Source organism: Dyella agri, assembly GCF_044904705.1.
GTDB classification, from domain to species: Bacteria; Pseudomonadota; Gammaproteobacteria; order Xanthomonadales; family Rhodanobacteraceae; genus Rhodanobacter_A; species Rhodanobacter_A agri.
Genome location: NZ_JADIKL010000017.1, coordinates 1 through 14,760 on the forward strand (window position 1 = coordinate 1; position 14,760 = coordinate 14,760).

Consider the following 14,760-nt stretch of genomic DNA (forward strand, 5'->3'; position numbering starts at 1 on the left):
AAGCATCGGCGACCCACTGGCTATGGACATACAACCACGAGCGTCCGAACATGGCTCTCGGCGGCATCACACCCATGCAGAAATTGGCCTTGCCCGCTTAGCTCCACTTTTGGCGAGCGCTAAAAGCGGGGGGATTACCCGCCGATGCCAGATCCTCACTAACCACGCGAACCTCCTCAGCACTGTCGGTCGCACAATCGATGCAGTTGCCGCTTGGGATGCTGCCCTGGAAATCATTCCAGGCTTCGCCATTGCTCGGGGCAATCGCGGCCTTGGGCTCAGAGACTATGCCGGCATGCTGGATGACAATCGTGAGCGTGCGATTTTGGCTTTACATGCCTTCGACAGCTTCAGTTCAACGATAGCTGAGGACGCAGCCTTCGAATCTAGTAATCTGCAAGGCGCAATTGCCTATTTCGCCGGTCAAGCTGCGAAACTTGCCGGCGCCGTCAACATCGACGCAGTCCGGGCGATGCAGAACCTCGATCATGGCGATGAAGGCTGGTCGAAGAGCGAGCGCGCATACCGTCGTTGGTGCCTAGAGCACCGTCTCTTTCTGTGTGCTCTGAACGATCTTGGACCGCATCTTGCGGCCGCTAACGACGACTTGATGCTGCCACCTCTGGCCGAGAAGTTGAACGACCGCCTCGACGGACATCTTCCCCCGCCAATCATCGGATTTTTCAATCAAATGAAGCAGGAGTACGCGTCGGCGCGCTTTATGCTGTTCGAGGGGATAAGCAGCACACAGATCCACTTTTCCGATCGCGGAGTTGCGCTCACCGACACGCTCGACTACCCGCTCTACTCGTTAGCAAGCGAACGGATCCGTACAGCTTTCCGCATCGCCTATTCTCTGCTCGATAAAGTCGCCTTTCTAGTTAACCGCTACTGGGACTTAGGAAAAGATCCCGACAGGATCAGCTTCAAGAACGTGTGGATGGTCGAGAAGAAGACGCGTCTGCTACCACAGTTCGAGAAGCTCGATAACCCGCCACTCCGAGGCTTGTTTTGGCTGTCGAAAGAGCTTTTCGACGATCAACTCAAGCAGACTACCGCTGCAGACGCTCGTGAGCTGCACGGCATTCGCAATGCACTGGAGCACACCTATCTACGTGTGAGCGATGGCTGGGCCAAGCCTTTTGAAATTAACGGGGAAAACGACGGGCGCTTCGGCATCGCCATCGGCAGCGACGAGCTCGAAGCCAAAGCGATCCGGGTCATGCGGATGGCACGATCGGCACTGTTTTATGTGTCTCTCGCAATCGGTGTCGCAGAGCAGAGGAAGCGATTCGCCAATCCTGGCCAGCTTATCGGTTCCATGCCGCTCTATCGCCTGGATGACAAGCGGAAGCGACGTGACCCATGCTGAGCCAGCGCACCACTACCCCACTGGGCGGTTCAAAAATCAAAGTTGTGCCGACCTACAAACCTAAACGCTATTCTTGACTTGCGGAACTGTGTGCTACGGTCCGCCAGCGATTGCCCCCCACACTCGACTCATCACAATGCATCTCGAAGAAGCTTTCAGCCTTCAACTAGCTCAGCACATTACTGCTGAGCGAGCCTATGAACTTTTCTGGGCAGGCACAATCAACGATAAGCGAGCGTTCCAATGCCCGGGTGAGGGCTGCACGGCTCAGGTGACGTGCGCCAACTTGGATACGCTGGAACACGACCTTAAAGTTCAGCCTCATTACCGCCCCTACGGAGAACATATTGAAGGGTGCCCTTTTTCAGAAAAAGGCCCCCCCTCTTCTACATCGAGTGGGACGAAACGACGTGACGTGAGCACGCCAGCAGTACAGACAGCGGACGTGTTCAACCTTTCGCGACCCAACGATCATTTTTCCCAATTGACCTCAACGACACCCTCTTCGCCCAAGGGCACACGCAAAGCCGGATCGGGCGGACATGCACAGAGCGACGGCAGGCCTCGCCAGCGTCATTATTACTCTGTAACCAATATAGTGCAGCGTTGGCTACGCTTCAGGAAGAAGAATCTTCTTTCCGAAGTCGAAATCAGAATTGGCACCAACGTTCTGACGTACGAAAAGCTCTTTAAGGGCGTCTACAATCAGGATGCCAAAAGCCTTGAGAAGGCGCAGCATATTTATTGGGGAAAGGCCTGGGCGAGCCGGATCGCAAGCAACACGGGCTATCGAATCGAATTCAACAATAAAATGAATACGGAAGGCTTACTTCGACGTCCTTCGGTGCTCATCAGGGACGACATGATTGAAGGATACCCGCTCAAGAAGCTGCTCATCAAACGCCTTACGAAGGCCATCGAGGAAAATAATGGCGGCTGCATCCTTTTCATTTATGGCACCCCCATCATCGTCCCCGACCTTAGGAGCACCACAACATTGGCGCAGAACACCCGATCCTTCATCAATTTTAACACCACAAGTCTTGACATGATCGACATTCAGAACGTGAATTTATTCAAGCAATTGAAGCGAAATAGATAGCCTTGCCAACTTTCGCGAGGGAAGCCTACTTATTCGGATAATCGCGCGACGTCGATATAACCCTTCTCCGAAGTGATGTTCGGCTTCAAACCATAAACGCCGGCTGAGCAATAACTATAGGACTAACCACGTCGCGAATTTCGCCAAGTCCAGCAATAAGCAAATCGTACTGCTCGGTGCGCCGCCCTTGGTCCCAGATGATCGGAAGCACTTTGCGATAGGGGCTGCCGCGCTTCAGGTAAAGGCTGACATCTTCACCAATCTGCGAAATCAGGTCCTGCGGCGTGCTGCTTTTTCGCCAATACTTGACCTCGATCACCAGGTGCAGCGACGGGACTACCAAGTCTGCCCGCGGTTTCTTTTGCCCCACCGACGCAAGCCACTCTTCATCACGCAGATCGGGCAACACTGGCGCAAGCACCGCGCAGAGAAGGTTCTGAAAGTGGTATTCGTTTTCAACCGCCCACTTTTGCGCGGTCGAGTTCGGCGTCTTCTTCTGTTCGTCCCAGGTCCACCGACGCAACCCGGATGGGAGCCGGCGAAGCAGCAGTCCGACATCGTCTAGGCTCGGTGCGCGCAGATCGATCTGCGCCGTGCCCTGGGCGAGATAGTGAAACGCTGCCAGATCCAAGGCCGCCTGTTCAGGGTCGTCATAAACAACCGACTTAATGCGGCCAAGCAACTGCGACGCAAAATCGCTATCGGCCGAAAGCGAAGCATCCGCCAAGCGACGTGCGACGTAAATAGCTGCGCCCGCAGTGGCGGGCACCACTGCCAGTTCGCCGTTCAATCCCACCTCGCACCGCGTCTTGATCATGGACAGCAGTTCATGGCGCCAGCCGACTTCCGCCGGCAACAGCGGCTGCAGCTTTGCATAGAGCGACGCGAACCATGCGCCGAATTTCGCCCACCGCACATCATCGGATGTGGCCAACAAACCCACCAGAACGCCGGTATGCGCTAACGGCTGCATCAGACTGACGAGAGCCGTTTGGGAATCGCCTCTACGTCCCATCAACCAGTCCACGCCCTGCGCAAATGAGTCGCGGCACGCAGCACTCAACGTCGGATCGATGCTCAGCAGGAACCCCAAAGCCGCCACGGCATGAATCGACCGGCCACCGCCGGAAATCTCTTCGCACAGGTCCCGCGCCATTGCGGCGCTATGCTGGGTGGACAACCCTTCGGCGAGCACCCAGTGATAAAAGGCAATCGACAGCGGACCCGCAGTCGTCAGTGTCTCGGCCTGCCCTGCCACTGCGCGCAGCGCTTCGTGCAGCATCGGGTTGCTGGCGCTCATAGAAACCACCGCGTTGTGCCGATCTTGCCGAGCATCACACTCGGGCTCCACCGGCTACCCAACCGGTCAAGCCGCCCTAAGAGACCCGCGACAAGGTCGGAGTAGTAGATGGTGACCGGCATCGCCGCCGGCAGGAAGCTGCGCCAGGAATGGTTCGAAAACCAATAGACCTGTTTGGTGAGATAGATGATGTCCGTGAACGTCGAATCGCGATGCAGGCTCAGCAGTAGCGGTTTGGGTAGGCCATCTGTCGGGCGCTTGAGCTGCTGCGGCCCCGTCAACGTCAACAACGTCTCGTTGTGCCCGACTTCCGCAAAAAGGCCTCGAACCGGCGTCTTCTCTCCCCTGCCCTTGGTCCCGATGGAATCATCGTCAAACAGCAGATACGGATGGTCCTGTTTGACGTGCAGGAAGGCGAACTGCAGATCGAATTCAGAGAACTCCTTCAACGCCGCCTTGACCGATTCCACCTCAGTATTGCGCATCGGCTTGAACGCATGAACGATCACGCGTACCGAATCGCCCTTGATCCAGTTCATCTCGTTGCGTACACGCTGAAGGGTCGCCTGCAATGATTCCGTCAGGGCCTCGCCGTACTTCGACATGGGGACGGCGTTCGAAAGATTCGATAGCAGATAGCCGCCGTCGCCGCGAAAGACGCTAGTGATGCCGACGATTCTTTCTTTCCTGGAAAAGCGGGATTCGCCAATCGCCGCGCTACCTAGGCCAATGACCACTTCGTGCGCGATACCCTTGTCCGACTTGATCAACCAGGGAATGCCGCCGAGCTTGGCATAGACCGCAAGGGCGAGATTGCTGAGGGTGTAGGCGAGATTGAGCGGCGCCATCGAGAACGTCTCGAACGCGACGAACTGCGTGGGGATCTGATTGGAGAGAAACGCCGCCTTGGCCACCAGATACGGATTCTTCTGCGGCGCCAATTGGCGCGAGTCTCGCTCGGTCTGCACCAAGGCCAGATGCCAGGGCGCGCCCTCGGCGCCCATCCGGACCGCCTTGGAAGCAGCCGCGTGGTAGGCGTCGGCCGTGAAGGCGTCGGCCTCCACGAACGTCAGGTTGATGTCCTGCAGTCCGTAGATGCCGAGAAATCCTCGGCCGAATGGCAATGACTTGCCGTCGACCGACAGGCCGTCCCGAAACTTCCGAAGGAACAGCTCAAATTGACCCCGCCGTGCACGGTCGCAGATCACGCAGACATTCGGCCGCGTGGGCGTGAAGACGTGTCGACTGTAGGGGCCAAACTTGCTCAGACCGACCGCTGCCCGCGACTCCGACTTGAGCGTGCCGGCGTCGAACACATAGGTCGGCGTCGTGCCCTCGGTGAAACGGGGGAAGTTCTGCGCATCTTTCTCGCTCAGCAGATTGCCGATGCCAACGCTAAGACCTTCTTGCAGTTCGATCTCGCCGAGACCGCGGAGCCAGTCCGAAATCCGGGCAATGTGCTCCATGCGCGCACGCCCTCTGCTGTTCTCGAACACGATCTCATCGATCTTGCCCTGCACCCTGCCCGACGTATTCCGCGTGAAGTGCTGCAGCAGGTGCCGAAGATTCTCAGGTGAGGCCTCCAGGTACAACTCGTCGAGTGGAAGCAACTCCTCTACATTCTGAAACCGCTCGGACAGGCGCGCGTGGCCGTCCGTGATCGCGCCGACTCGACCCACCAGCCGGCGATATGGCAGCATGCGCACATCTTCGACCGGCACCAAGCGCTCGACCGTCAACCCATCCAACCGAACGCCTTGCGCATGCAACACGGCTAGGCTGGTTGCGCAGGTCTTCTGAATCTCGATGTCCCACAAGAGACCGAGCGGTTCTGCTTCCGGCAGCTTTAGCGAGCGGATCGCGATCAAGACGCGTGACTGCAGATGGAGATGCCTGTCGGCTTCGATGAAGCCCGTCGGCAAGGTGCGCCCCACCGTCGTAATCGGGTTATAGCGCGCAACCAGTCGCCGATTGGAACTGAGCAAGGTCACGAGACGCTGCTCTAGCAGCGGACGAATGAGCGAAGCGTTCTCGACTACCGAAACAGTCTTCTCTTCGCCAATCGGCGAAGCGCCCAATGTAAGCGGCAGCGCCACGATGTGATCGGATCGACGGGTCACGGCGTAGTGCACACGGTGCTGGTCGCGCAGATTCCGGAACTGCTGCGCGTCCTCGAAGGGCAACGTCTGCAGCCGAATGGCATCACCGCGCACTCGCAGCGGCGTGAAATTGAGCTGCAGCTGTCGTCCCATAAGTCCTCACATCCTCTTGTGTCGCCGGATCAGCATCCGAATTTTTAGAATTGATCTATCGATGAACCACCTCCCGCGCATCCGCCACGAAGGCTTCCCGAAGCCGTTGTCGATGCCACCAATAAGCGCTTCGATGATCTGGCGGTTCTTACCGGGATAGATGCCGTTGTCGTGCAACATGACCAGCAGGGGCTCGATCGAGATGGCACTCGAATAGCCTGTCTCCGCGTCCTTGCCATTCATCACGAGCGCTTCGACAAGCACCCCCAGCAAAAAGCCATATTCACTCAATACAGGGCCGCCGCTAAAACCGCCCCTCGCAGGACACGAGATGATGAAATGCGGGTGCGGCCCACTGTATTTGTCCACCACCGCGTTGACTTCTCCTTCCGACGCCAGGAGCACCGCGTGCTGCGAAAACGGAATCGGCGGATAGCCCATGAGCAGCACCTTTGAGAGCACCAACTCGTCGCCGATCCAGTCATCCAGATGCCCACCGATTTCGATATGGTCCGTTTGCACAAAGCCTTTCGGTGAGCCATGAATCGTCGTCATGTGCAGGTAATGCGACAGATCCAGATCTGTCTTCATCAAGGCAAGGTCGATGCGATCGTCCTTGTTGAAGATCACCGACTGCACGGTCAATGGCACCGATGCATGCTCGGACACCACTTCCTGCACGACACCATCGCGCAACACATGGGCCGCCGTGACCAGCCAGCCGTCACCGATGTGGAAGGCGGTGCCGGTACTCAAATCGCCCGCCGGCGTCTGCACTGTGATACGGACCAGTGCCGGCTTATAGCTTTGGAATAGCGCCCGCAGGACCATAACCGTCAGCCTGGTTACGGGATCAGGGTCAGCAGAACTTGCTGAGCGACACCACTGGTGGCGCCGGGGAACCAGCCCTGTGCGGCCACGGTGAAGCCGCCGGCCACGACCGGCTGAAACGGATCGGTCTTGATATCGATCTCGTAGTAACGCAACTGATTGCCAAACTTCCCCAGCGCGACGCCCGTCACTGACGCGGCACCGGCTTTGCGCAAGAAAGCTGCGGCGACGCCAAACGACACGCCATAGGTCGTGCAGTCATCCACAACGATCACGTGCTTTCCGACCAATCGTCCGCTCTGTTTGTAGAACGGGTTCAGGTGAACGGTCAGAATTTGGCCGGTCGGATCGGTTCGATCACCGCCACCACCAGCCGAACGCTTCGGCGAAGCGGTGTGCCGAATGAATAGCGGCTCTCCTCGCTTGGAGAAGCGAACGCGGGAAACCGTCGTCCGCAGGCGATGCGTGAAATCGCTGAGGATCTCGTCATCGTCGTTAGCACTCTTCGACGACGGGTAGACGCCCCATACCAGCCCATCCAGTTCGTTCACTTTTTCCATGAGCAGCGAACGCGAGGTGACGGCCAGCAAGGCGTTCAGTCGCACGCCGCCGCCTTTGACGGTGGCGGTCAATCGCTGCGCAAACAGTTGCTGCGTGACGTCCTTGCCAAGGCCGGACAAGTCGCTCAGTGCGCGCACCCGATAGCGGCCAGCGTCGCCTGCATACCACCACTGTCCTGACCAGCCGGCCGTCAGGTTGATGATCTCCTGCAACTGCGCGGCGTTGTCCACGCGAATGCCCAGTGAGGCGACCTGCTGTGCTGCCGACCATCCGGCCGCCACGATGATCGCGCCGCCGTTCTTGCCCATCTGGACGTCTTCGTCCTTTGCCGCGAGAACCAGCGCATCAAAGGGATTGAGCGCAAACTTCTTGGCGTTCTGCGACACGATCTCGCCGGACTGCCGCCCTCGACTCTGCAGGAACTGAACGCCGCTAGCGCCAAACGTCCCATTGAACCAGGCCGGCTCCGCATGATTGGAAATCAAGCCCACGGGATTGCCCGCCGCCTTGGCGTTGATCAACACTTGGGCGAGTTGCGGGTCGGGTTGGCCATTACGCAGGACGGCGTCCGGAGAGGTCATGACGATCAGCATGTGGCGTGTCCCTTGTCCTGTTCTTAGATGCTGTCAAAATCCAAGTCCACCGACTTGGGCGCTCGCCGCGCGAGGAACAGCCCGACGATGCGTGCCTCGGGAAATCGCCGCTCCAGCACTTGCTTCACCGCCTTGAAATGGCTGCCTGTGGTGAGCACGTCGTCCACGACAAAAATGGTCTGGGGGGTCGGCTCGGCCAAGCTCTCGTCGAGTTGATAGTTGGCGACCAGTTCGTCCGGCGTCGGGCGCGTGTCCGACAGATGGGCCGCCGCCGCCGATTCGCGCTGGACAACCAGTTCGCGGATGTCGGTGTGACGTCCCCGGCAGACGGCCTGCAGCAATTGCAACATGCGATCGTCGTATAGCGGATCGCTCTTCGCCTTCGACGGTGGAATCGGGACGAAGGTGATTTCGGCATCAGCCTTGATCGCGGCCCGAAAGATTGCCGCTGCCTGCAGGATCGCGCGCTCTTTGTATTGCCACTGCGCGGTTCCACGCTTGTCCACAGACTTCTTGAAGTTGAGGATCAGCTGGTTGGTCTCGCTGTAGGCATGCCCCTCGCCCGCAGTGTATTCACCTGCGTAGTAGCAAATGTCCTGCGCATCCAGATAGTGATGATCCGGAAGTGTCAGGGCATCGATCTTGAGTACGTGCTTAGCCAAGAGCTGCCCTGATGTCGTCGATGCCGGTGACGCGAATGGCCCCTTGATCTTGGAACTTGGCCGGCCATGTCAGCTTGGGATTGCGAAAGCAGTTGTCCAGAATGAACAACTTTCGGCCCTGCTGAAGCGCCGCGCGTGCCTGCGCCAGGGTGCCCGACGTATCGCTGGCTTCGACGATGACTGTTGCCTGCGCGAGCGCTGACATCGTGGCATTGCGTTCCGGGAAGAACAGGCGGTTGCTACGGTAGTCCTGGGTCGAGTAGCGCCAGATCGGCACCTGGCTCACCAGCAAGAATTTCTCGGCGATCAAGTCTTGCAACGCCCGGTTCTCGGGCGGGTAATACTCGGTAATCGGTGTGCCGATCACGGCGATCGTGCTGCCGCCGTTGTCGATGGCCGTTGTGTGTGCCGCGGTGTCCACGCCCTTGGCCAAACCGGAGACGATGGTGTAGCCATCCTGGACCAGCAGCTTCACCAGCCTGCGGGTTCGGCGCAGGCCGTCGTCGGAGACGCTGCGCGAGCCAACGATGGCGATCCGTTTGGGCGAGTCGATCAGATCCCACCAGCCTCGGTAGTACAAGAGTTCGACGGGATGCGCGGCATCGCGCAGCCGATCGGGGTAGTCTTCCGCGCCATGCACACGCACACCAAAGTCGTGAATCTTCGCGTGCGCGATCTGGTCTCGCACACGCCGCAGCGCCGTGTCAATTTCCTCTTCCGAGACCAGCTCGGAGGGCATCGCATTCGGACTATCGCGGAAGCAGTCAGCGATCGTCTTGAACGTCGCTTTTTGATGCGCCCACAACGCCTCGTACGCCGCCATCTCCCGAGACGGCGAAATCGGTTTATTGCTCAGTACGGCGTCAATATCATTCATCGCTTGACTGATACCCATAGGCACCCCTGCACCAATTTACAAGCCACTTCGGTGCAAACACAAAAACAGCTTTTTCGCTGCATCGAACGTTGCTGCCACCTGACCGCCTAACCTCTCGCCCCACCGCCATGAACGCTTTCAGCAAGTACAGGAGCGTCGTCATCGCATCGACCGCTTCGCCAAAATCAGGACTTCCTCTGCAGCCAAGGCTTATCGCGCTTCGAAAAACTCTCTCCCTGAGGGAGACTTACCACTCGCTTTTCGTTGCCATCAACTATTGTCCTGGTCTTTGCCCGCTCGCCTTTCATCGGGGGGGCAGCCACCTTTTGGATATCTTTGCCGATCAGCAGTGGCTGATCGCGTCCAGACCACTTCTCCCCACCTAGAATGCCAGTTCGTTTCCCACCGCTATCGAGCTCTGGGCGCACAGCGACCAATTGTGCATTCGTTAGCTTAGCAGTCGACTTCTGCTCCTGTTTGTCCACACATACGGGATCTATGCGGTCTGTCTTTAGGTGGTCCAGATAGTCAGCCCATGCCTGCATGACCTCTTGGCGCTTTTCACGAAATTTGACCCGCGCATAGGCAGCTTCGACTTGGTCCTTCGGGGCGTGTGCCAACTGGGCCTCAAGCACGTCCACGTCGATACCCAGGCGCTCACGCCCAAGCGTTCGCAGTGAAGCACGAAAGCCATGGGTCGTGTGCTCGCCTTGAAAGCCCATTTCACGCAAAGCCTTGCTCAAGGCATCTCGACTGAGGTGCGCCGATTTCTGGCGGGCCTGGGGAGGAAATACGTATTCACCCCCCATGTTCCGCTCGCGCATCTCACGCAGCACCACGAGCGCCTGCTCAGGCAGCGAGGTGCTGTAGTCCTGTCCCGTCTTCATGCGATGGGTGCCGTCCGGATTCTTTCCCGGAACACGCCATTCGCCAGCCTCCAAGTCCATCTCATCCCAACGAGCGCTGGCCACGACACCAGAGCGCATCGCAGTCAGAGCGGCGAGGATCAGGGCCGCGCGCACGACACGATTCTCGTAAGCATCGATGGCTCGCATGACATCACCAAGTTTGCTGGCGTTATCGGTGACGGCGGGCATATGGCCGCTGCGGTGGGTTGGCAAAATACGATCAAGGCGCAGTCGGCTGTCGTCGGGGCGCAGGCCTTCGTTGATGGCGTGCTCCACGACGCTTGCCATGTACTGACGCGCTTTCCGGGCCAGCTGCGGTGTTTGCTTGGCCATCTCGACCAGCAAAGGGCGGACATCCTTCGTTTCCATCACGCGAACGTCCAGGTCGCCGATCTTTGGCACCAGGTACGACTCCACCACCAGGCGCGCTTTGCGATAGGTCTCCAGCGCCCATGTCGGGCGCTTCTCCGCCATCCATCGACCCGACACAGCCCGCAACGAAGCGTGTTCGATTTCAGCACGCTCTTGCACTGCTGCTTCCTGCTCGGCCCCGACCGCAGCTTTCGCCTCCTGCTGGGCCTTCCGTATCCCCGCCGTGGTTTTGCCCTGCTTGGCAGCGCGCTGTATCTCAATCGCCTTGATCCGCGCTTCGCTCAAAGACACATCGGGGTAGTGCCCGATGGTCGCGGGGGCCGGGCGTGAACCATCCGGGAGCCGGTAGCGTACGCGCCAGGCCTTGAGTCCAGCGGGGCTCACCCAAAGCACCAGACCATTGCCATCGGACAAAGAGTAAGGCTTGTCGTCCGGCTTGGCACGACGAACCTGGAGCTCTGTCAGCGAGGCGGCGAGGCGGGGCATGGCTTGAGACCTACTTGGGTACAAACGATGCAGATTGTACCCAAAAATGTACCCATAGCTCCTGGATGCCCCTGGACAGCAATGGACAGCCTTGGACGAAAAAGGCAAAAAAAAACCCCGCAAATCGCGGGGTGATTTGAAATTCCGAACAATTTTGGATGGTTCAGAATTTAGTGTTGGTGCCCAAGAGGGGACTCGAACCCCTACGCCTTGCGGCGCTACCACCTCAAGGTAGTGCGTCTACCAATTCCGCCACCTGGGCAGGTGTGTTGCTTAGTGCTGCTTTTGCGGCGCCGGTGCGGCCGGCACTTCGCCTTGCTGCTTGGTCGCGGCGGGGACCGCCGTGTTCGCAGCAGCAGGTGCAGCCGCGGGTACTTCCGGATTCGCCGGCGTAGCCGCCGCCGGGGCCTGCTTGGCAGGTGCCGGCTGGTTACTGATACCGGCCATCACGCCGAGATCGGCGCCATTGCTCTGCTGCGCGCCGTGGCTGTGCAGGTACACGCCCATGCCGAGGCTCAGCGCGAAGAACAGCGCGGCGAGCACGCCGGTAGCCCGGGTCAGGAAGTTGGCCGACCCGCGCGCACCGAACACCGTTGCCGAAGCGCCGCCGCCGAAACCGGAGCCGGCGCTTGCGCCTTCACCGTTCTGCAGCAGGATCAGCACGGTCATGGCCGCGGCGACCAGGATGTAAAACACGCTGAAAATAACGAACATGATTGCAATCGAACCCGTGGCGACTAACGCGCCGCTGCGCAGATCCCAAGGAAGTCGGTAGCGGTCAGCGAGGCTCCACCAATCAGCCCCCCGTCCACGTCCGACTGCGCGAACAATTCAGCGGCATTCGCCGCCTTGACGCTGCCGCCGTAAAGCAGCCGAGTCAGACGGGCAATCATAGCATCTTCCTTCTGGAGTTGGCTACGGATGAACGCATGTACCTGCTGCGCCTGTTCCGGCGTGGCGGTGCGTCCGGTGCCGATGGCCCACACCGGTTCGTAGGCGATGACTGCGGTATCGAATGCCGCGATGCCGTCGGCAGCGAGCACGGCCTGCAGCTGGCGCGCAATCACCGCCTCGGTTTCGCCGGCTTCGCGTTGCGCCAGGGTCTCTCCCACGCAGAGGATGGGCGTGAGGCCGCCGGCGCGCGCGGCAGCGAACTTGCGTGCCACCAAGCCGTCGCTTTCGCCGTGGTACTGGCGCCGCTCGGAATGGCCCACCAGCACCCATTGCGCGCCGCAGTCGGCCAGCATCGCGGCGGAGACTTCGCCGGTGTATGCACCCTGCCCCGCATGTTCGCTGAGGTCCTGTGCGCCCACGCCGATGCCGGCATCGACACAAGCCGCGGCCACGGTACCCAGGTAGGGGAACGGCGGACAGACCACCACATCCATGCCATCAGGACGGGCCGTGGCGATCTCTCCGCACAAGGCGGCGGCCATCGAGCGGCTGCCGTGCATTTTCCAGTTTGCGGCGACGAGCTTCTTGCGCATGTTCGACGTCATTCCATTCGCACAAAACCGAGATTTTACAGGACGATAGCTGGACTGGTATTGCTGCAGCGCAACGTCCAAGATGCGAGGGGTATTTTCAGGAGAAACGCATGCCCCCTGCACGTCCCCTCAGTCTCGTCACCGGCGCCTCCGCCGGCATCGGCGCCACCTTCGCCCGGGCACTGGCCGCGCGCGGCCACGATCTGGTGCTGACTGCCCGCCGGCGCGACCGGTTGGAGACACTGGCTGCGGAACTGCGCCAGCAACACGGATGCACGGTGACCACGCTGGCGGCCGACCTGTCCGATCCCGGCACGCCGAAGGCCTTGTGCGAGGAAGTGGCGCAGCGCGGACTCGTGGTTGACTGGCTGATCAACAACGCCGGCTACGGCGTGCCCGGCAACTTCACGGCGAACGACTGGCATACGCACGCGGACTCCCTGCAGGTGCTGCTGACCGCGCCTGTCGAATTGGCCTGGCGCCTGTTGCCCGGCATGCGCGAACGCGGCTACGGCCGCATCGTCAATGTGGCCTCGCTGGCCGGTCACGTGCCGGGCACCGCGGGACATACGCTGTACGCGCCCGCCAAGGCATTCCTGATCAAGTTCTCGCAGGGCCTGGCGCTGGAAAGCCGCGAGCGCGGCGTGCATGTGTGCGCGCTGTGCCCGGGCTTCACGTATTCCGAGTTCCACGATGTCACCGGCACCCGTGCGTTGATGAACAAGCTGCCCGGCTTCATGTGGCAAAGCGCCGAGGCGGTGGTGGCCGAAGGCATCGATGCCGTGGAACGCGGCGAAATCGTGCGTGTCACCGGTCGCGTGAACCGCGTGATCAAGAGCGTGTTCAAGCTGGTGCCGGACCGGCTGGCCATGAAACTGGCCGCCAGGCAATCCAGGCGATACCGGACGCAGGGCGCAGCCTGAGCACAACATTCCGGTGAGCCCGTAAGCGACCCACGGGGCAAGCGCTGGCGGTGCGCGGCAGGCGCACTCGCCAGCGCCTTCAGTCAGATCAGCTTGATCTCGCGCAACCGCTGCTGCAGGTATTCATGCGAGGTGATCGGCGTGTCATAGCGCTTCGGGTTGTCCGGCGTCACGCACTGCGGCAGCGGGTCGAGCACCACGTCGGGATTCGGGTGCAGGAAGAACGGCACCGAATAGCGCGGTTTGCGCGCGTTCGCGTTCTGCGGGTTCACCACGCGATGGGTGGTGGACGGGTACACGTGGTTGGTCAGGCGCTGCAGCATGTCGCCGATGTTCACCACGATGGCGTCGCCCTCGGTGGTGATCGGCAGCCACTCGCCTTCGCGGGTGAGCACTTCCAGTCCTTCCGCGCTGGCGCCGACCAGCAAGGTGATGAAGTTGATGTCCTCGTGGGCGCCTGCACGCACGTTCGGGATGTTCTCCTCGGCGATCGGCGGGTAGTGAATCGGACGCAGGATGGAATTGCCCTGGTCGGTCTTGTCCTCGAAGTAGTGCTCGGGCAAATCGATGTGCAAGGCCAGCGCGCGCAGCACGCGGGTGCCGAGCTGGTCTAGCGCCTTGTATAGGCCGTAGCCGTAGCGATGGAACTCCGGCACTTCGGCCGGCCACAGGTTCGGCGCCATCACATCGGCGAACTTCGAATCGCGCGGAAGCTCGCGGCCGATGTGCCAGAACTCCTTGAGGTCGGCGAACTTGCTGTCCTTGGCGGTCTCTACCTTGAACGGCGTGTAGCCGCGAGCGCCACCGCTGCCCGGCACGTGGTACCTCATCTTGGTTTCGGCGGGCAGCGCGAAGAAGCGCTGGAACACGTCGTACGAACCGTCGATCAGCTCGCGCGGAATGCTGTGGCCGCTGATGCAGCAGAAACCGAATTCGCGATAAGCCGCGCCAAGCTCGGCGACGAAGGCATCGCGGTCGCTGTCGTAGCGGCGGATGTCCAGGGTGGGAACGTTCTTCATGGGCTCGGATCCTTC

General features: G+C 60.1%; 13 protein-coding genes and 1 tRNA gene. 3 read left to right on the forward strand and 11 right to left on the reverse strand.

The annotated features are described in order from the left end of the window. The first annotated feature begins 721 nt into the window (after window positions 1-721). Together ISP14_RS18250 and ISP14_RS18255 are read left to right on the forward strand one after the other, a co-directional pair. On the forward strand, window positions 722-1,372 hold the full coding sequence (locus tag ISP14_RS18250; RefSeq protein WP_404542775.1) for an LA2681 family HEPN domain-containing protein: 651 nt from the start codon (window positions 722-724) through the stop codon (window positions 1,370-1,372). 136 nt (window positions 1,373-1,508) lie between these two features. After that, the gene (locus tag ISP14_RS18255; protein WP_404542700.1) at window positions 1,509-2,474 is read left to right on the forward strand and encodes a hypothetical protein; all 966 of its coding nucleotides are present in this window, start codon (window positions 1,509-1,511) and stop codon (window positions 2,472-2,474) included. A gap of 85 nt (window positions 2,475-2,559) precedes the next feature. Here the strand turns inward: ISP14_RS18255 and ISP14_RS18260 are convergent, their stop codons facing one another. The 10 genes from ISP14_RS18260 to tpiA all read right to left on the reverse strand — a co-directional run bounded on the left by ISP14_RS18260 (window position 2,560) and on the right by tpiA (window position 12,803). Then, window positions 2,560-3,774, reverse strand: a complete 1,215-nt coding sequence (locus ISP14_RS18260) for a PD-(D/E)XK nuclease domain-containing protein (RefSeq protein WP_404542703.1) — start codon at window positions 3,772-3,774, stop codon at window positions 2,560-2,562. Further along, complete coding sequence (locus tag ISP14_RS18265; RefSeq protein WP_404542706.1) at window positions 3,771-6,026, reverse strand: argonaute/piwi family protein; 2,256 nt, start codon at window positions 6,024-6,026, stop codon at window positions 3,771-3,773. The genes ISP14_RS18260 and ISP14_RS18265 overlap by 4 nt, the downstream gene beginning before the upstream one ends. A 6-nt stretch (window positions 6,027-6,032) precedes the next feature. After that, complete coding sequence (locus ISP14_RS18270; protein WP_404542710.1) at window positions 6,033-6,782, reverse strand: S1 family peptidase; 750 nt, start codon at window positions 6,780-6,782, stop codon at window positions 6,033-6,035. A gap of 89 nt (window positions 6,783-6,871) precedes the next feature. Next, window positions 6,872-8,011 (reverse strand): hypothetical protein, encoded by a 1,140-nt coding sequence (locus tag ISP14_RS18275; RefSeq protein WP_404542714.1) that lies wholly within the window; start codon window positions 8,009-8,011, stop codon window positions 6,872-6,874. Window positions 8,012-8,034: 23 nt separating this feature from the next. Beyond that, entirely contained in the window at window positions 8,035-8,673 is a 639-nt protein-coding gene (locus tag ISP14_RS18280; protein WP_404542716.1) for a hypothetical protein, read from the reverse strand. Continuing rightward, window positions 8,666-9,568 carry a DNA-processing protein DprA gene (locus ISP14_RS18285; protein ID WP_404542718.1) on the reverse strand — a complete coding sequence of 301 codons (903 nt, stop codon included), beginning with the start codon at window positions 9,566-9,568 and terminating at the stop codon, window positions 8,666-8,668. Before ISP14_RS18285 ends, ISP14_RS18280 begins: the two co-directional genes overlap by 8 nt. 167 nt (window positions 9,569-9,735) lie before the next feature. Beyond that, on the reverse strand, window positions 9,736-11,316 hold the full coding sequence (locus ISP14_RS18290; protein WP_404542721.1) for a tyrosine-type recombinase/integrase: 1,581 nt from the start codon (window positions 11,314-11,316) through the stop codon (window positions 9,736-9,738). A gap of 177 nt (window positions 11,317-11,493) precedes the next feature. After that, window positions 11,494-11,578: transfer RNA gene (locus ISP14_RS18295), tRNA-Leu, on the reverse strand. Window positions 11,579-11,589: 11 nt separating this feature from the next. Beyond that, window positions 11,590-12,030, reverse strand: coding sequence for a preprotein translocase subunit SecG (gene secG / locus ISP14_RS18300; protein ID WP_404542723.1), 441 nt, complete (start codon window positions 12,028-12,030; stop codon window positions 11,590-11,592). 23 nt (window positions 12,031-12,053) lie between these two features. Continuing rightward, entirely contained in the window at window positions 12,054-12,803 is a 750-nt protein-coding gene (gene tpiA / locus ISP14_RS18305; protein WP_404542724.1) for a triose-phosphate isomerase, read from the reverse strand. A 110-nt stretch (window positions 12,804-12,913) separates the two neighbouring features. Here tpiA and ISP14_RS18310 point away from each other — a divergent pair, with 110 nt between their 5' ends. Then, entirely contained in the window at window positions 12,914-13,726 is an 813-nt protein-coding gene (locus ISP14_RS18310) for an SDR family NAD(P)-dependent oxidoreductase (RefSeq protein ID WP_404542725.1), read from the forward strand. 83 nt (window positions 13,727-13,809) lie between these two features. Here ISP14_RS18310 and ISP14_RS18315 read toward each other — a convergent pair whose 3' ends face one another. Next, window positions 13,810-14,745 (reverse strand): isopenicillin N synthase family dioxygenase, encoded by a 936-nt coding sequence (locus ISP14_RS18315; protein WP_404542727.1) that lies wholly within the window; start codon window positions 14,743-14,745, stop codon window positions 13,810-13,812. Between the last annotated feature and the right edge of the window lie 15 nt (window positions 14,746-14,760).